Source organism: Acetobacter tropicalis (genome assembly GCF_001580915.1).
In the GTDB taxonomy this organism is placed as follows: Bacteria; Pseudomonadota; Alphaproteobacteria; order Acetobacterales; family Acetobacteraceae; genus Acetobacter; species Acetobacter tropicalis.
Window position 1 is genome coordinate 14,701 of the sequence record NZ_LHZQ01000221.1, and the last position, 17,737, is coordinate 32,437.

The following is a 17,737-nucleotide window of genomic DNA, read 5'->3' on the forward strand; positions in this document are numbered from 1 at the left end:
GGACGTGTGAGTATTTTAAAATGGAAAATAGTGGGAAAGTGGTTAGTAACCGCCGGGAGGAGCTTGACGCCCTACGCGGTATTGCGGCTGTTGTTGTGCTGTTGCACCATGTACATTGGATGTGGCCACCACCATGGGTTTTGCCAGACAGTCTGCTTCTGCATACGCCTTTGCGCATGATTGCAACGGGGCGCGCACCTGTTCTGTTCTTTTTTGTTCTGAGCGGTTATGTGCTGACACTTGCTGTACAACGGCGCAAATCATTCAGAATGATGGACTGGTACTGGCGCAGAACTCTTAGGCTTTGTCTGCCTATTGCGGCAGGACTACTGCTTTCCCTGCTGCTCTACCAGATATGCCGGCATCACCCCATTTCCCATCAGCTTAACCCCTTTTTCTGGCGTGCTCAGTGGGGGCAGGCTCCCACATGGGAAGACTGGTTTGAGGAAACAACTCTTCTGGGCGATGTGACAGGTCAAGGCTACCCGCTGGATGCCGCCGTATGGTCTCTGACTCATGAGTGGCGGATCTCCCTTTTATTACCCCTGGCCGTGATATGGCGTCGGGTATGGATACCCACCATTCTGGTGTCAGCCATTGTGTCCATGGTGCTTATTTTTTCAGGTGAGGTCGCTCCAGATGTCACTCTGGGTAGAGGGGTGCTGAACGGTCTTGCCGCAACACTCTATTTTATTCTCTTTTTTGCGGCGGGTTATGCTCTGGCGGTGTCTGGAGCACGGTTACCGAAGGGGAGAGGTATCCGGATTGCGGCATGGCTTGCAGTGTTTGCCGGATGCTCCATAGGGCGGGACAGTGTGGTGCTGGTGGGGGCCTGCGCGCTTATCCTGCTGGTCAGTGATCCCGCTTCCCGGTCATCACGCCTGTTGCGGGGAGGCATTTGGCAGGAGTTGGGGAAAATTTCCTACAGTTTGTATATTACGCACCTGCCGGTTTTTCTGGCTGTTGTTGCATGGTTCGGGCTGTTTATGCCGCCGCTGGAAGTGGCCGGGCTTAGTGTTGTCAGTGCTATTCTGGTGGCTACGGTCTTTTTCTGGCTTGTTGAAATGCCGGCTCATCGGCTCAGTCAGTTTCACAGAAAGACAATACCCCGGCCAGCACTTGGCGGAGATATGTCGTCCTCTTAGAGCCCGTGTCCTGAGACCTGTTAAGACGGTTTGATGGGCGATGTCTTCTCTCATGGTCTGCCGTCAGGGCAGGCCATTGTGGATAGGGCGTGTGGCAGCTTTTGGCGGGGTGGAGGCTACTCTGGACGGGTAGTTCTCTCTGGTGTGGTTATCTGCGCGACCCGCCTGTTTATCTTGTGCTGCACAGTGTTGCGATTCTCTTTTGCAATGGTAGACGCCTGTGGCGTAGCCACGGTGGGATGGTGTTATGAACTCGTCTGGATTATTCGTTATTTTAAAAGCGTGTGGAGATGGCAGGAGCTTGTTCTTAAGGGACTAAAGCCCCGCCAGACTTATTGTGGCAGGTTCTTCACACAGGCTCGGTATGAGAGTTTCAGTTACAGGTTTGGATGACAGATTTCACGCCATCTCGTGCCTCAGGGTTTTCGCCATAAAAGCCGGGGCAACTGCTGTGATAGAAGTTTTTACAGCCAGAGAGCGCAAGCGCGATCAGGGCCATCAAGACGGTTTTCTTTCCTGTGCGCATGATCTCGTTCCCTCTCTGAAGTGCCCCGGTTCCCGTTGGGGGAGGGGTAATTCCGCCACCATTGCGCCATGAGGCTGAGAAAGCAAGCAAAGAGCGGAGGGACTGAACCCCGGAAGAGTGTTTTGCAGCGGGTGTAACTCCCCGTGATTATGTTTCTTGAAGCATTGTTCAAGGATGTGCCGGGCTGCCATGCCTCTCTCTATGGCGTGTTATGGCTGGCATGTCCGGTGGCTCTATCTCTCCAGGAGAGTGAACACTAAACAAAGGGCTGGTTTGCATAAAGTGGAGATGGGAGCGGTTCCGCATGGCCGTGACGTGGGGGGATTTTCAGGCTGTTGTTCAATTATCAGCCGGGTTGAACGTGGCCATTCTGAGCTTTGTGGATATCAGCCTGCCTGCTATCAAGGAGCGGAGGCGTGTATTTGCCAAGGCAAGGCAGGAGTTGGATATCTACCGTAAAAATCCACACAAGCGCACGGTTGAAGATAAGGCTACCCATGCAGAAGCTGTGGGGGAGGTGGACCGCCAGCTTTTTGATTTGTGGAAAGAGACATCCGCATTTGAAAGCATTGAAGACTCCCTCATGAAATCGACGGGTGTATTTGGTTTCTTTGGCGCAGTGCTGAGCATCAGTCTGTTATGGTATTCTGCGCTGCATTATGAAGAGGTTATTTCCGCTACTGGGGAAATTCTAACGGTTGTTTCCTTTTTTTCTCTGGCGGGTGCTTTTTTGATCAATTTTTTCACGGCATCCAAGGCGTCTCAGTATGCCAAACGGTGTAATGACCTTAGAACCCATATGCGTAAAAAGCTTTAAAATCGTGAGTTTTTTAAAAAGATCATATCAGTTTTGTATCTGCCTGCGTAAGGGTGAAGGCATGCACACTCATCCTGCCATGGTGTCCAGATTTTTTTATCCCTCAGAATGATTTTTTACGTGTACTCTTTTTCCGCTTCTGCGTTGCCGTTGTTGCGTGTTGAAAGGTTTTTCAGAGTAGCAAGATCCTAACATCATTTTTCTGACTGAGGAGAAAGAGGGATGCGGTCTGTCTGGCTAGGCTTGGTGTGCGGTGCAATGGGACTTATGCCATTGGCCACGGCACATGCGGCTCCCCCTGTAGAGCGGTTGGAAGTGCCGTCCGGTTTTCACATCTCCGTCTATGCGGCTCCTGTGCCAAGTGCGCGTGAAATGGCTTTAGGCGCACATGGAACGGTTTTTGTCGGGTCCATGACAGCAGGGAAAGTTTACGCGCTTTCCGGTTTTAAGGATGGAAAAGCAACCCAGATACGGACCATTGCGTCCGGCCTGAGTATGCCTGCGGGCGTCGCGTTTCATGATGGAGACCTGTATGTGTCTGACATCACTCATATTCTGGTGCTGCACGATATAGAGAACCATCTGGATAGTCCGCCAGAGCCACAGGTGGCGGTGGATAATCTTCCGTATGAGGAAGGGGACCATTCCTGGAAATTCATAGCCTTTGGGCCGGATAACCGGCTGTATGTGCCAATCGGGGCACCGTGCAATATCTGTAATGTGGGGCGTCAGTTTGGCCGGCTCATGAGCATGAAGCCCGATGGAACGGACCAGAAGGATGTGGCTTACGGCATCCGCAACACAGTCGGTTTCACCTGGCGGCCAGAAACACAGGCGTTATGGTTTACAGATAATGGGCGCGACATGATGGGGGATGACACGCCATCCGATGAACTGAACACGGTAACAACCCCGGATCAGTCTTTTGGATACCCTTTCTGCCATCAGGGGGATGTGCCTGACCCTGAGTTTGGCGGAAAGCACGCCTGCTCAGAATTTACGCCGCCCGCTGTTAATCTGGGGGCTCATGTGGCTGCACTGGGGCTGCGGTTTTATGAAGGAACGCAGTTTCCCTCTGTTTACAAAGGGGCGCTTTTTATAGCCGAGCACGGATCTTGGAACAGAAGCAAACTTGCCGGGTATCAGGTTGTTGCCGTTCCATTCGGGAAAGATGGTAATCCACTGGCTCCGCAAACTATTGTCAGCGGTTTTCAGAAGAATGAACGGTCATGGGGGCGGCCAGCCGATGTTCAGCCATTGCCTGATGGCAGTCTGCTGATCAGTGATGATAAGGCAGGGGCAGTGTATCGGCTGACATATGGGCCACACCAGTAGGCGGCCACCCTTTCGGATACTCCGCCTTGGCCCCATTGCAGACCGAAAGGCGGAGAAGCCGTTACGTCTTATTTGGTGCCGAACAGGCGGTCTCCAGCATCCCCCAGACCGGGGCGGATATAACCGTGTTCGTCCAGCCCGCGGTCTATGGCGCAGGTAATAACCGGCACATCCGGGTGGTGCTCCTTCAGGCAGGCTATGCCTTCAGGGGTGGAAAGCAGGCAGACAAACAGCAGCCGTTTTGCCCCTTTTTCCTTCAGGCGGGTGAGGGCTGCGGCCGCACTATGGCCAGTGGCCAGCATAGGGTCCACCACCACGCACCGGCGGGAGGAAATCTGGCTGGGCAGTTTGAGGTAGTATTCCACCGCTTCCAGTGATTCAGGGTCACGGTACAGGCCGATATGACCAACCGGGGCAAACGGCACCAGATCAAGCATGCCATCCAGCAGCCCATTGCCAGCCCGCAGAATAGAAATGAAGCACACATCCGGGCCTGCAAGCTGTTCTGCCTGCATGGTTTCAAGCGGGGTGGTGATTTCCACCGGCTCCATGGGCAGGTCCCGCGTGGCTTCATAGCACATCAGCAGGCTGAGTTCCCGCACCAGACGACGGAATCCTGCCGTTGAGGTTTCCACCTTCCGGAGGCGGGTGAGTTTATGCCGGATGAGAGGATGGTCCAACACAATAGGGGAGGACGCAAAGGGAGAAGGCTGTGTTGTCATGCCCGCTCTTTTACCCGCAGATGCGGGTGGAAGCTATGGCAGAAAAGCCGCGTACAGGGGCAAAACTTCCCCATGTACCCGTTTCGATAAAGAAAAGACTGTATGGGTGGTTCTTTTTGTCCTGCCCATACAGCCTCACGTTTTCCTTTGTCAGACGATCAAAAGCTGACGAATCGTCCCTTAGCGATGGCGGTGCGAGGGCCTCTGAGGTGTGGTGGCTGCCCCCACAGCCGCGCCAGTGGCACCGCCTGCCAATGCGCCAACTGCGGCCCCACCGCCGCCTCCAGCAATGGCCCCAATAGCGGCGCCACCCCCTGCGCCAATCAGCGCGCCAGAGCCTGCGCGTGCGCCGGTGTTATAACGGTCTCCACACCCAGCAAGGGCTATCAGTGCTGTCAGAATGGCAGCGGTTGCGACATTTTTTGAGATCGCTCTCATGGTTTTTTCCTTGTTCCGCTAGTATCAGGTGACTCTTCCGGCCACTCTGCTTCTCATCAGTCAAGTCTCACCGTCTATAACGGGTATTTGTTGAAAGACGTTTCATGACAAAGCAGAAAGCCATTGTTTTTTCAGTGTTTGACTAGCGTCCAGCAGTTCTTTTTTCAGCGTCTCTGCTAGCGCGGCCAGACTTATGTCTCGGCCCAGATGCACGGCTTGCCCAGCCCAGAGGGAAAGGTGCTCACCATCCGTTTGAGCAGACACCTTGCGCAGTGGTTGGGTAAGCGCATTCTGTATGGGATAGGGCAGGGTTGCCTTGCCTCTGCTGGTTCTCAGAAACTCATTTTGCAAACCACGGGCATACCGGCCTGAAAAAGCATTTGTCAGTTCCGTATCGGTGCCAAAGGGCTTGTTGAGCAAGGCCTTGCGATAGGGAGAAGGTAGGGAGAGGTCGGTGCTGGGCAGCAAGGCTGTTCCCATCTGGGCGGCACATGCGCCAAGAGCCAGCACGGCCAGTATGGCGCTCCCTGTGGCAATGCCGCCTGCCGCAATAAGGGGTAGCGAGACAGCAGACCGGATTTCCTGAAGGAGGGGCAGAAGCCCCATGCCCTGATCTTGCGCGGTCAGAAAACTGCCTCTGTGGCCTCCCGCCTCAATACCCTGCGCGCAAACGGCATCTGCCCCGGCATCCGCCCATGCCAGTGCTTCTGGCGTGCTGGTGGCTGTGCCCACAACGGCAATATTGCGGGCATGGCAGGCCGCTATCTGATCTTTGGAAAGCTGGCCAAATGTGCAGCTTAGCACCGCAGGGGCTTCGGCCAGAACGGCTTCAAACTGGGCCGGAAAGGACGGCGCGCATTTTTCGGGAACGGAAAAAGGGATGTTGTGCCACGCGTAAAGATCGGTCAGCCATGTCAGCGGAGCCAGATCTGGCGCGGTGGAGGAAGGCTCTTCCAGCACAAACAGGTTAATGCAGAAAGGGGCGGAAGTGGCGGCCCGGATGTTGCGGCTCTCCTTTTGTATGGTTTCAGGCTCCATCATGCCTGCCCCCAACGCCCCCAGAAAACCGGCCTGCGTTGCCTTGATGACCACGGAACTGTCTGAAACCCCTGCCATAGGGGCCTGAATGACGGGAAAACCCGGCGTAAGAAGGTTGGAAATCTCAGGGATCATGTGAGGCTCATAAGATGTGTAATAGATACATCTATTACAACGCCATGATGTTGCCAAATGTTCCCGGTGTTTTCAGGGCCCGGTCTTCCTTGGAACGTGCCGCTTTTATTCCTGCCATCCGGACGGTATGGCTTGAGGCAGGGCATATCGTCAGAATAACCGAACTGGCGCCCGGGCAGAATGACCCTGGCGCACTAAAGTATAAGGAGCGCGTTTCATGCAGCAGGAGCCGGTGCGCATCTGGATAGATGTGGAAGACCTGTTTGTGTATGCCCGCACCGCCACGCGCCCCAGCGGCATTCAGCGCGTGGTTCTGGAAATCTGCCACGCCCTGCGGAATGACGCCCAGATATGGCCTGCCATTCGGTTCGTGCGGCACACGCCTACAGGCACGGATTTTGTGCCCGTAGCGTGGGAGCAGGTAGAAGCGCTCAGCGCCCATCTGGCGGGCGGCGCGGCAGCGCAGCAGACGGGACAGGTGAGAACCGCGAGTGCGGAACCGGGTGGGGGGCAGGCTTCCCGTGTGCGACGTCTGGCTCAAAGTGTGCCGACTTCGCTGCGCGTTCCTGCCGGGCAGGTTGTGCGCAGCCTGTTGGCGGCGGGGCTGAGCTTGGGTGCGCTAGGGCAGGCCTCTGGCGCGTTTGTCAAGGATGTGGCGCAGGCTGAATGGCGCAACCGGCGGCGCGGTGCGGCGGAAGCAGGCGCTGCATTTGCCCCTCAGGCGGGCGATGTTGTGCTGACACTTGGCGCTTCCTGGACACATGCAAGCTATGGTGCCCTCCTGCACAGCATCAAACAGCGTTATGGGGTAAGAGCCGCAGTTTTGGTGCATGATCTGGTACCCTTGTTGTGGCCGGAGTGGTGTCGCCCTGGTCTACCTGCTGTTTTCCGCCGCTGGTACGGGGCTGTTCTGCCGGAATGTGATGTGATTTTTGCGAACTCCGAGGCCACGCGGCAGGATGTTCTCGCCTATGCGGCCCAGCACAGCCAACCCCTGAGCGCGCCTGTTGTCACATTGCCCATGGGCAGCGGCTTTGTGGCGGATGCCGCGCCGCGTGCGGTGGAAGAGGCCCGTCTTGTCTCCGCGTTGGGGAACTATGTGCTGTGTGTAGGCACGCTGGAAGCACGGAAAAATCATGCGGTTCTGTTTCGGACATGGCGGAGGCTGTTGCAGGCACGCCCGGCTGGAGCAGTGCCCAAACTGGTGCTGGCGGGCTGCCAAGGCTGGCTGGTGGATGATCTCATGCAGCAGATCCGTAATAGCGCCTGGCTGAATGGACATGTTGTGTGGATAGATGCACCCTCGGATACCCTGATGGCCCATCTCTATCAGAACTGCCTGTTTACGGTTTTCCCCTCTTTTTATGAGGGATGGGGGCTACCTGTGACAGAAAGTCTGGCGTGCGGCAAAGCCTGCCTTATCTCTGACCGTTCCTCCCTGCCGGAAGCCGGAGGGGGCCTGGCGGAGGCGTTTGACCCGGATAACGGCACGGATCTTCTGGCCCGCATCACCTGCTGGCTGGATGATCCGCAGGCGCTGAAGGAGCAGGAAGACGCCATTCGGGCCAGCTTCCGTCCGGTGCCGTGGAGCAAAGCCGTTGGTGTGTTGAAACAGGCATTGCTGGCATAAAAAACGCGCAACATCCCGGAAACGGGTTTGCAGCAAAGCCGCCAGTAGTGGCAGAAGGACCGCGGACGGACCGGGATCATCTTGGTCACGATTGATATTGAGTAGGGAAGAAGCGCCAGATGGCCGTAAATTACGCGACTGTCACGTGGGATCAATTGCATCGGGATGCTCGCCTGCTGGCTGAAGAGCTTGTGGCGAACATGCCGATCAAAGGCATTGTGGCCGTAACGCGTGGTGGGCTGATTCCGGCTGCCATTATCGCGCGTGAACTGAACTGCCGCCTTGTGGAAACCATTTCCGTGGTGACGTATGATGAGGAAGAGCGCGGTGAGCCGCGTATCATCAAATCACCGGAAGCCGCCGGGGATGGTGAAGGCTTTCTGGTAATTGATGATCTGGTAGATTCTGGTGTTACGGCGCGTGTTGTGCGTGAACGCCTGCCCAAGGCCTATTTTGCCTGCCTGTATGCCAAACCTGCCGGTAAAGCGCTGACTGACCGGTTTGTGGTGGAAGTGCCGCAGGAAACCTGGGTTTTGTTCCCGTGGGATACCGCGCCGCTGTTCGTGCCGCCGCTGGCCAGCAAGCCGATTGAAAGCGATAGCTGATTTTTTACCGTTATGGGCTTGCCAGCCGGAAGAATGCCGCTTAGGTTCCGCTGCATTCGGGGCGTGGCGCAGCCTGGTAGCGCGCTTGTTTTGGGTACAAGAGGCCCCCGGTTCGAGTCCGGGCGCCCCGACCATATAACATCTGGAGGCATTGTGATGCCGGCACGGATTTACAGGCAGCCTAAGCCAGCGGGTCAGTCAGGACTGGCAGGCACGCAGGATTGGGTGTTTGAATATGGGCAGAGCGCCCCACGACATCAGGACAGCCTGATGGGGTGGACAGGCAGCAGTGACACGCGCGCCCAACTGCGGTTGTATTTTTCCAGTTGTGAAGAAGCTGTGGCGTACGCACAGCGCAAACATATTGCCTTTGAGGTTGAAAAACCTGCTGAGCGCATCCGTGTTCCCAAAGTCTATTCAGATAATTTTGCATCCAATCGGATTCAGAACTGGACCCATTGATTTTCTGGGTATTCCTCGGTATCCGGAACGAACATCACGCGCCCTTAGCTCAGTTGGATAGAGCAACAGCCTTCTAAGCTGTGGGTCGCTGGTTCGAATCCAGCAGGGCGCGCCAGTTCTCTCTTTCCTCTTTCTCAAAATCTTGGCTGTGTGCTTTTTCAAGCAGGGTCTCAGGCTGTGTGGTAAACACGGGCCTGTTTCTGTACGTCGGCAGGCGTTCTGATTGAGGGGATTGGCGTTTTTATGCTCACTGTTCTGCATAGTCTTATTCGTCCTGAAGCAGAGATTGAGCATTGCGCGGAGATGTATTTTCGCGGTGGAATGCCAGAACCCGATCTCGCTGGAGCTGGTTTTGTACTGCCGGATGATCTGCCGCTTTCAGCCGATACGTTTTATAATGGCTTTTCTGTCGAGAAGTGGAAAAGTCTTGGCAGCATCAGCAGCCTTTTTCTAAAGGTGCGGGGTAGAGGGCAGTTTACGCTGGAACTCTGGCACCATGCGGCAGAGGGCGCTTCCTCCTGCCTGCAAACCTACACTTTTGATGAGACACAAACCCGCACCCATGAGTTTGCCATTACTGCATGGCCGCGTGTGGCGGAGGGGATGCTGTTTCTGCGCCTGAAAGGGAAAAGGCAGGCTGTTGTGGAGCAACTGTGCTTTGCCACGGATGCTTCCCCCTTGATGCAGCCCAAACTGGGCGTGGTGATTACGCATTTCAATCGGGTTGCTTATGTTACCCGCTCCATTGCACGCGTGCGAAAAGCCTTGCTGTCTGCCCCCCAGGATCAACAGCATATTGATTTTATTGTTGTTGATAATTCGAACACACTGGACCCAGCGACAGTGGAAGGTGCGCAGCTCATCCCTAACCAGAATTACGGGGGGAGTGGCGGCTTTGCACGTGGGCTTCTGTATTTGAAAGATCAGAAACACTACACGCACTGCCTGTTCATGGACGATGATATCTCGTGCGAGGTGGAATCCATCAAGCGTGCGTATGCCGTGCTCTCATACAGTCCTGATCCCAAGATCGGCCTGGCGGGGGTTCTGCTGGACGCCCAAAAACCATGGCTGGTGCAGGAAAAAGGCGCTGAGTTCCATCAGGGGCTGTTTCGTCCCCTGCACCAGAATGAAGAGATCCGTTCGGCTGCGTCTTTGCTTGCGCTGGAAACGGAGAAGGGAAGCCCGGTTTATGGAGGATGGTGGTTTTTCGCTTTCCGGCTGGACGCGATAGACTATTACCCATTTCCATTTTTTGTACGCGGGGATGATGCTCTGTTCGGGCTTATCAACCGCTTCAACGTGTTTACGCTGAATGGCATTGCCTGTTTTTCAGAACATTTCCTTTCAAAGGAAACGGCCCACACGCGGTATCTTGGGTTTCGGGCCTCTTTGGCCGTGTTTCTTATGGAAGGCGGCGGCACTTGGACGGCAGCGCTTAAACTGCTTTCCGCCAGTTTTTTGTGGTGCGCGCTTTCTTACCGGTATCAGAGCGCACATGCCATTACGCTGGCGTTGCGGGATGTCAGCAAAGGGGTTTCGTTCTGGCGGCAGACGCTGACATATCCGCCCAGCCTGAAAGAGATTGAGCACGAACAAAGCCACGGAGAAGATGCCGCTTATTTCAGGGATCATCCTTTTCTTGAAAAAGCGGCACCTGAGATGAAATTTCGGAAACTGCTCAGAGCAGTAACGTTGAATGGTCACCTGTTGCCAGATGTTCTGATGCGCAAGATACCAGCGTACGTGGGAGAATATACGCCGGGGCTGTTGTCGTCCGTTTTTTTACGCAGGCAGGTTGTGTACCGAAAATACGAGACCCAGAACGTGTTTGAGGCACGACTGGATAGAAAAATTTTTCTGGAAAAACTCTGTGCTTTTGCGTGGCAAGCGCTGTGGTTTACAGTGCGGTATGGGGTGCTCTCCAAGGATTATGGAAAAAACGCCAGAGCCTTGTGCTCGGAGGAATTCTGGCGGAGTGTTTACATGCAGAAGAAAGCGTAGGTGGCCCGTATCCTGCTGGGGCATGCTACGGTTCATTTTATCTGAGGCATTATTTCATCTGAAAAAGAACTGAGGGTCGGCATGATGAGAAGCGCGGCTGGAATAGAGTGCACTGTGGACGGTCAAACAGCCCGCCGGCAAAAAGTCCATCATCGGAAACGGCGTGGTGGTGCAGGCGTGTATCTGGCCGCTGGCCTTGCCGTGTGGGCCAGTAGTGTTGTCCCGCAGGGGCTGGCTGCCCCCGTGCAGGATGTTTCATCCTCTGTCTATGCGCCAATTGATCCTCAGAGGATGTCTGATGTCATGCGCGTTCTGGCGTCTGATGCCTTTGAAGGGCGTGCGCCCGGCACGCAGGGAGAGGAACGGACTGTTGCATGGCTGATTGAGCAGTATCAGAAAATAGGGTTGGAACCTGCGGGAGAAAATGGTGGCTGGATACAAACCGTACCGTTGCTGCGCACACGGGTTGGAAAACCCTCTGTTGCAAAGGTGAGTTTCCCTAATCAGGCACTTACTCTTCAGCAGAATAAGGATCTCTATTTTTCCACCGTCCGCCCGGTCAAACAGATTGAGATTGCCAATGTGCCCATGGTGTTTGTGGGCTATGGCGTGCATGCGCCGGAACGGGGATGGGATGATTTCAAAGGTGTTGATCTGAAAGGCAAGATTGCCGTTTTTCTGATCAATGATCCTGATTTTGAAGCGACTCAGCAAGATGCCGCCTATGGTCGTTTTGCCGGGCGGGCCATGACCTATTATGGCCGCTGGACCTACAAATATGAGGAAGCAGCGCGCAGAGGTGCCATAGGGGCGCTGATTGTGCATGACACGCCCGGTGCCTCCTACGGTTGGCAGACGGTTATTGCAGCCGGAGGGGAATCCTTTGACATTGTGCGCAATGGCAAGGATCAGACCGTGTTGATGCAGGGCTGGATTTCAGGCGATGCCGCAACACGGCTTTTTTCGGCAGCGGGGCTTGATCTGGCGGAAGAACGGGTCAAGGCACGTCAAACCAGTTTTGCGCCTGTTACGTTAAAAAATGCCGCATTTTCTCTCAAAGCGCCGGTGCAGACGGCAAACCTGAAAAGCCAGAATGTGCTGGCGAAAATAACCGGCACGAAAAAGCCCGATCAAAGCGTGATGTTTGGGGCGCATTGGGATGCCTTCGGCACAAGCACCAACGCGCAGGGGCAGATGGTAATGCGGCGTGGCGCGATTGATGATGGTTCCGGCATTGCGGGCGTTCTGGAAATAGCACGCGCGTTTAAAGCTGGCCCTGCACCCGAGCGTACGGTGGTGTTTGCAGCATGGACTGCCGAGGAACGCGGGCTGCTGGGCTCAGTCTGGTATGCGGCGCACCCCTTGGTGTCTCTTGAGAAAACGGCAGCTAATTTTACAATGGATGTGTTGCAGATGGCCGGACCATCCCGCACTGCGTTCATGGTGGGAGCTGGGCAGAATACGGTTCAGGAGGATGTGGCTGCGGCAGCGCGGCGGCAGGGGCGTACCATGAAACCGGAAGCCATGCCGGAACGTGGTGCGTTCTATCGGGCGGACCATCTGCCATTTGCGCGGGCCGGGGTGCCTGTGGTGGCCATGATGGATATGGCTGGCTACCCTGATCTGCTCAAAGGGGGCGTGCCCGCAGGCAAGGCGTGGCTGGAGGGATATATGGCCTGCTACCATCAGGCCTGTGATGCGTGGAGCCGCACATGGGATGTGCGTGGTGCAGCGGAGGATGTGGCACTGCTGTATCGCGTAGGACATGATCTGGCTTTTTCGCAAAAATGGCCGCACTGGAAAGAGACTTCCGAATTTGCGGGTATTCGTGATGCCAGCCGGGCCATGCGTAGGGACTAACGGCCCTCTAGCGCGCCCGTTTCCAGCCTTTGTCTTCCTGCCGCCAGTAGGCCAGCTCATGGCCTGCGGTTTTCAGGCTGGACCAGCGGGTGCGGGCCGCAGCGACGGCCTGCTCATCATGACCGTCAAACAGATCAAAAATCCGTTCAAACTGTGCACAGTTCTCACAGGCGCGGCTTTCCAGCAGAAACAGGAAAGGGGCGTTGTTCGGGGTGTCCTCTTCCGTGGTCAGCCAGATGGGCTGACGCTCGGGTAAAAGCACGCCCTTGCTGCCATGGGGCAGCCATGTGGGGTCAGAAACTTTCCATAGTGCTTTATCCACATCATCCAGCAGGGCTTTGCTCGTGCACCACACCGCAGCCTTTTGGCCGCTGGCCAGCGTGCGGGAAAGAAGCTGCGGCAGGGCTTCTGTCACGCTGGTGCGGGTAAGGTGGTAAAAGCCGATCTGCGTCATAATCCCGATTGTCCTGTGCTCTGGCCGAAGGAGTATAGCAAGCCTTCGGGCTGGCAGAAGGGGGTGTGCGTTGTGCCCTGCTGGTCAGGGCTGCTTTCTTCCATGTGTGGGGCACATGCGAGCCTCCCTTTGGGGAACGATCTTTTTCCGTCTGCGCTGGCATACCATGAAATGAAAGATGAGAAGGCGCAGATCACGCCGTCCATATCCCTCAGGCTAGCCTCATGGCGGAGGTTGTCTGGTGGTGTTTGATGCGGTGCAAGAAAGTAAGAGTGATCTGCGCGGATCACGTGAGGAAGGACAACAGAACACCATGCAAAAGACAGTCACGCTGGTCGATGGCACTGTTTTGCCCACACTGGGCATGGGCACGTGGAATATGGGGGAGGGGGACGCAGAGCGCAGGCGCGCAGAAATGGCCAGTCTTCAATATGGGGTCGAGGCCGGACTGAAGCTGGTGGATACCGCTGAAATGTATGGAAATGGCCGCTCTGAAAGTCTGGTTGGCGAGGCCATTTATCGGGAGCGTGACAAGGTTTTTCTGGTGACAAAGGTGCTGCCTTCCAATGCATCGGAAGATGGTGTGGCCAAGGCCTGCCGTAATTCCCTGCGGCGGTTGGGAACGGACTGGATTGATCTTTACCTGCTGCATTGGCGGGGTGGCGTACCGCTTGCTGAAACGGTGCAGGGTTTTCGCAAACTGAAGCAGGAAGGGCTGATCCGTAACTGGGGTGTCTCAAACTTTGACGTGGAAGACATTCTGGAACTGGAAAATTATGTGCAGCCAGGAGAATGTCAGGTGAACCAGATTTTATACAGTCTGGAACATCGCGGGGTTGAGTATGACCTGCTGGATGCTGACAGATACCGCAATATTGTGACAATGGCGTACTCGCCCATTGGGCAGGGCGGGGCGCTGTTGCAGAACAAGGCGCTTAAAGTGGTGGCCAGCCGCCACAAGACTTCAACCGGCCCGGCAACCGCAGCGCAGATTGCACTGGCATGGGTGCTGCGTCAGCGCAACATGATTGCCATTCCCAAAGCTGGTTCCATTGATCATCTGAAACAGAACATTGCCGCACAGGAGATCACGCTAAACGATGCGGATCTGGCTGAACTGGACCGTGCTTTTATGCCCCCAGAAAAGAAGGTCTCTCTGGAAATGATCTGAGAGGAAGAGTGCAAGGGGAGATCACGCTTTCCCTTGGAGTGAGTGGACGTAAAACAAAAGCCCACTTCTTTTATGAAGTGGGCTTTTGCCGAAATCCGGTTTGAAGAAAGCACGGTTCAGGCTTAGCCATGAGCGATAAACCGTGCTGCCAGGATTACAGGGTGACGTTCACACCAAACTGGAAGGAACGAACAACAGCCCCTTTCTGAGACCAGGAAGAGTTGTAGAGGTAGGAACCGTAAGTCCCGAAATCGTACGGGGAGCGGAACCCGAGCAGGTTGTAAACCGTGGCATAGAGGCGCCATTTCTGGTTGATGTTGTAGCTCACGTTCAGGTCAACATCCCACCAGTTGCGAATATGGCACTGTGTTGTGGGGGCAGCGGCACTCCCGGCCAGCAGATTGGCGCTATCCGAGCAACTGCGGGTGCCGGGACCGTTGGTGTCTTCAGCAACATTCTTGTAACCGCTGGTGTAATACACAGTCGGTGTAACGGCCAGGTTCTTCCAGATAAACGTGTTGGACCAGTTTGCACGCCAGCGCGGCGTGCCAGAGGCGGCAACGGCGTTGTACGGGGCCAGTGTGCCAGCCCAGTGCTGTACCTGCCCATTAGGCATGGTCAAGTTGAAAGAGTGAACATACGTGGCCTGACCAATGCTGATCAGCCGGATATTGCGCAGGACGCCGGGCAGACGGGTGTTGGCGTTGATTTTGAAGTCCACACCATCTGTCATCAGGCTTTTGGTGTTCACATAGCCAAGGTTCACCATATAGGGGCGAAGCTGCCCTCCGGGGTTCTGGGTATCAATCTGGTCCGATGTTACGCTTACGCCACTGGGCAGAGCGGCATCACCCCCAGCAAGCCAGGCGTTGGCGATTGTGGAAGCCCCCAGAGGATTGGCGGCAATGTAGCGGTTCTTCTTGATGTAGTAGTAACCAAAAGTCAGGTTCAACCATTTGGTCGGGCGGATGAGGGCATCGCCCGTAAAGTTGGTGGAAATTTCAGGCTTTAGGTCCGGGTTGCCTGCGGTGTTCTGCCCTAGATAATACGCCTGAGCATAGCTGTTGGGCGTGCCATTGGCGTTCAGATGCTGGTTGATGAAGTTCTGGTTGGTGATGTTGTACGTGGTGTAGGCCACGTTCATACCATTGGTTTCCGCAAAGCTGGGCACGCGGAACCCGCGGGAGAATGTGCCGCGTAGTGTGAATTCCTGCACCGGCGTTACACTAAGCGATGCTTTGGGAGAATAGCGGCCAAAACCTGCGCCTTGCGCGTAATGATCATACCGGCCGGAGATGTCGGCCGTTACCATTTTGTGGAAAGGAAGCCCCAGTTCCCAGTAGCCAGATTCTACCCAGCGGCTGCCTTGTGCATTGAAGGGGTTGATGTAGCCTGTCCACTGCGCATCCGGGTTGTTGCGGTCATAGGGGTTTGCACTTGGGTCGTTCAGGGCTTCCCACCGGATATTGCCGCCAATGGCCAGGTTGGCCATGCCGCCTGGCAGATGGAACAGCCCTTTGGTGACATGCATGTCACCCGAATATTCCTGAGAACGGGCGTTCATGACATTTTTGGGTGCGATGGAGTTCAGAACTGCTTCACTGTTCTGGGAAGGATCAACAAAATTGTAGGTTCCGTTGATGATGGCATTCTTCAGCCCGGCAATGGTCGGCACACCAGTAATGGTCTGCTGAAGCAGGGTGTTCATGCCCGTGAAATTGACATCCCAGTTCCAGTCAGACCCCCAGTGAGAGGCGGCTGAACCGGTGTAGCGCAGGGCGCCACGGAAGTTCTGGCTGAACTGGCTTGTTGCTGGCGTCAGATCACCAAACTTGTAGTAAACCTGTGCATCTTCTCCCAATGGGTTGTTGGGGTTGGGTTCTCCGTTGGGGAGATACGCGGGCAACGGCGTGCTGTACGTATCGGCATTGCGCGATTGAGAATAGGCACGGGCGTTATACGGCGTTCCCGTATATTGGGAGAGGGCCTGTGAGTATGTGAACATCGCGGTGAGCTGCGAGCGCTGTGACACGTTTACAGTCAGATGCGCAGTTGCACTGATACGGCGCAGGGATGGGGAAACCTGATAATAATCTTTGGCGAGATCCTGTGAGCACGCCTGGCTGGTGCCAGATGCGCCAGCCACGGAGCCTGTTACCACAGAACCATATTTACCGCAGCCTGCTGCCTGATTGAGAAGCTGCCAGGGGCCGGTACCACCTCTCTCGCCATCGCTGGGGCGTATAAGGGCCACGGGTGTTGCGGCAAAGTTGGAAATGCCGCCAGCACCGTCTGATACGTTGGTAATACCGTTAATGCCGCCTAGCCCGGAAAGATCACTGGTGTTGAAAGGATAGTTGAGCTGCCGGTTATAAATGGCATCATCCTGCTGGTATTCGGAGTTCACGTAGAAATTGTAGCCATCACTATGCAGATCACCTACGCCGTAGGTGGCATACAGTTTCTGGTGCCCGCCATAGCCGCCCTGTGTTAGGCCGCCTTCCGCGTTGCCTTCAAACCCTTTGATCTGTTTACGGGTGACATAGTTGATCACCCCTGCCACAGCATCCGCACCATAAAGAGCGGAGCCTGCGTCTTCCATGGTGTCCACTGTTTCCATGATGGACGAGGGCATCCAGTTGGTATCAACAAAGTTCCGCTCTCCATCATCAGAAAGCGGATAGTAGGACAGGCGCATGCCGTCCATCAGCACCAGAGTTGAATCGGTTGAAAGGCCACGCAGGGAGGGGGCGGAGGCCCCACCAGCAAAGGCGCCGTTGGCCGAAAAGGAGTTTGTGAGCGTGCCTGAACCGTTGGAGGAGAGGGACTGCAAGGCATCTGTTACGTTGGCAAAACCACGGCGCTGCATGTCCTGCTGGGAAATGCGCGTGATGGGAATCATGCCTTTCAGGTTGGGGTCCCGGAATAGGGAGCCCACAACGGTTACATTTTCCTGTTCGGGTTCTGGTGCCTTGATGGACTTTGCTTTGGCAATGGTTGCGCGTGCGTTGCTTTGTGCCGGAGCAGCGGCAGGAGCCGTTGTGGCTGTGGTGGCGGGTGTTGTCTTTGCCTTAGTGGCTGCACGGGCTTTTTTGCTCGGCGCGGGCTGGGCCGTTGGCGCGGAAGCGGGTGCGCTGACTGTCTGGGCATGGGCGGCAGAAAACACAAAGCTGCTCATGGCTGAAACAGTCAGCAGGAATAGCTTTTTACTGTAGAGACCGCGGGGTATCTCCAGGTTCAGAGGGTGTGCGCCCATATATTCTGCTCTCCGGAGCTCGTAATTAGCTTAATACGCTGTTGAGTTGTTTTTTTTTGCACATTGAGAACGAGCCATATAATATTATGGAGAAAGAATACTGTATTTTTTCTATGGGTTGTTCAAAATGAACGTCCAG

General features: G+C 55.4%; 15 protein-coding genes and 2 tRNA genes. 11 read left to right on the plus strand and 6 right to left on the minus strand.

From position 1 onward, the window contains the following. The first annotated feature begins 38 nt into the window (after positions 1–38). Positions 39–1,145 (plus strand): acyltransferase family protein, encoded by a 1,107-nt coding sequence (locus tag AD944_RS14150; protein ID WP_169794920.1) that lies wholly within the window; start codon positions 39–41, stop codon positions 1,143–1,145. 373 nt (positions 1,146–1,518) lie between these two features. Here the strand turns inward: AD944_RS14150 and AD944_RS16865 are convergent, their stop codons facing one another. Next, on the minus strand, positions 1,519–1,671 hold the full coding sequence (locus AD944_RS16865; RefSeq protein ID WP_156105408.1) for a hypothetical protein: 153 nt from the start codon (positions 1,669–1,671) through the stop codon (positions 1,519–1,521). 304 nt (positions 1,672–1,975) lie between these two features. Between AD944_RS16865 and AD944_RS14155 the strand changes: the two genes are divergently transcribed. Next, positions 1,976–2,488, plus strand: coding sequence for a hypothetical protein (locus AD944_RS14155; protein ID WP_035379438.1), 513 nt, complete (start codon positions 1,976–1,978; stop codon positions 2,486–2,488). Between the two features lie 222 nt (positions 2,489–2,710). Next, positions 2,711–3,823, plus strand: coding sequence for a PQQ-dependent sugar dehydrogenase (locus AD944_RS14160; RefSeq protein WP_045542407.1), 1,113 nt, complete (start codon positions 2,711–2,713; stop codon positions 3,821–3,823). 68 nt (positions 3,824–3,891) lie between these two features. Here the strand turns inward: AD944_RS14160 and upp are convergent, their stop codons facing one another. From upp to AD944_RS14175, 3 genes are all read right to left on the minus strand, one after another. Continuing rightward, positions 3,892–4,545 (minus strand): uracil phosphoribosyltransferase, encoded by a 654-nt coding sequence (gene upp, locus AD944_RS14165; protein WP_035379434.1) that lies wholly within the window; start codon positions 4,543–4,545, stop codon positions 3,892–3,894. A gap of 180 nt (positions 4,546–4,725) precedes the next feature. Beyond that, positions 4,726–4,983: a hypothetical protein gene (locus AD944_RS14170; RefSeq protein ID WP_035379510.1), complete on the minus strand. Its 258-nt coding sequence runs from the start codon at positions 4,981–4,983 to the stop codon at positions 4,726–4,728. A 102-nt stretch (positions 4,984–5,085) separates the two neighbouring features. Next, on the minus strand, positions 5,086–6,156 hold the full coding sequence (locus AD944_RS14175; protein ID WP_045542406.1) for an NAD(P)H-dependent flavin oxidoreductase: 1,071 nt from the start codon (positions 6,154–6,156) through the stop codon (positions 5,086–5,088). A gap of 217 nt (positions 6,157–6,373) precedes the next feature. On the opposite strand from AD944_RS14175, the gene AD944_RS14180 reads away from it, so the two are divergent. From AD944_RS14180 to AD944_RS14210, 7 genes are all read left to right on the plus strand, one after another. Then, complete coding sequence (locus tag AD944_RS14180; protein WP_045542405.1) at positions 6,374–7,786, plus strand: glycosyltransferase family 4 protein; 1,413 nt, start codon at positions 6,374–6,376, stop codon at positions 7,784–7,786. 119 nt (positions 7,787–7,905) lie between these two features. Then, positions 7,906–8,391: a xanthine phosphoribosyltransferase gene (gene gpt, locus AD944_RS14185; protein ID WP_035379430.1), complete on the plus strand. Its 486-nt coding sequence runs from the start codon at positions 7,906–7,908 to the stop codon at positions 8,389–8,391. A 57-nt stretch (positions 8,392–8,448) separates the two neighbouring features. After that, positions 8,449–8,525 (plus strand) — tRNA-Pro (locus tag AD944_RS14190). A gap of 22 nt (positions 8,526–8,547) precedes the next feature. Then, entirely contained in the window at positions 8,548–8,853 is a 306-nt protein-coding gene (locus tag AD944_RS14195; RefSeq protein ID WP_045542431.1) for an ETC complex I subunit, read from the plus strand. A 38-nt stretch (positions 8,854–8,891) separates the two neighbouring features. Further along, positions 8,892–8,968, plus strand: a tRNA-Arg gene (locus AD944_RS14200). 128 nt (positions 8,969–9,096) lie between these two features. Further along, the gene (locus tag AD944_RS14205; RefSeq protein ID WP_045542404.1) at positions 9,097–10,857 is read left to right on the plus strand and encodes a glycosyltransferase family 2 protein; all 1,761 of its coding nucleotides are present in this window, start codon (positions 9,097–9,099) and stop codon (positions 10,855–10,857) included. Positions 10,858–10,938: 81 nt separating this feature from the next. Then, entirely contained in the window at positions 10,939–12,717 is a 1,779-nt protein-coding gene (locus AD944_RS14210; protein WP_082741224.1) for a M28 family metallopeptidase, read from the plus strand. Between the two features lie 7 nt (positions 12,718–12,724). Here the strand turns inward: AD944_RS14210 and AD944_RS14215 are convergent, their stop codons facing one another. Further along, complete coding sequence (locus tag AD944_RS14215) at positions 12,725–13,171, minus strand: DNA polymerase III subunit chi (protein ID WP_045542403.1); 447 nt, start codon at positions 13,169–13,171, stop codon at positions 12,725–12,727. A 313-nt stretch (positions 13,172–13,484) separates the two neighbouring features. On the opposite strand from AD944_RS14215, the gene AD944_RS14220 reads away from it, so the two are divergent. After that, positions 13,485–14,342 carry an aldo/keto reductase gene (locus tag AD944_RS14220; protein ID WP_045542429.1) on the plus strand — a complete coding sequence of 286 codons (858 nt, stop codon included), beginning with the start codon at positions 13,485–13,487 and terminating at the stop codon, positions 14,340–14,342. A gap of 154 nt (positions 14,343–14,496) precedes the next feature. Here the strand turns inward: AD944_RS14220 and AD944_RS14225 are convergent, their stop codons facing one another. Beyond that, positions 14,497–17,598 (minus strand): TonB-dependent receptor plug domain-containing protein, encoded by a 3,102-nt coding sequence (locus AD944_RS14225; RefSeq protein WP_045542402.1) that lies wholly within the window; start codon positions 17,596–17,598, stop codon positions 14,497–14,499. Positions 17,599–17,737: the final 139 nt, after the last annotated feature.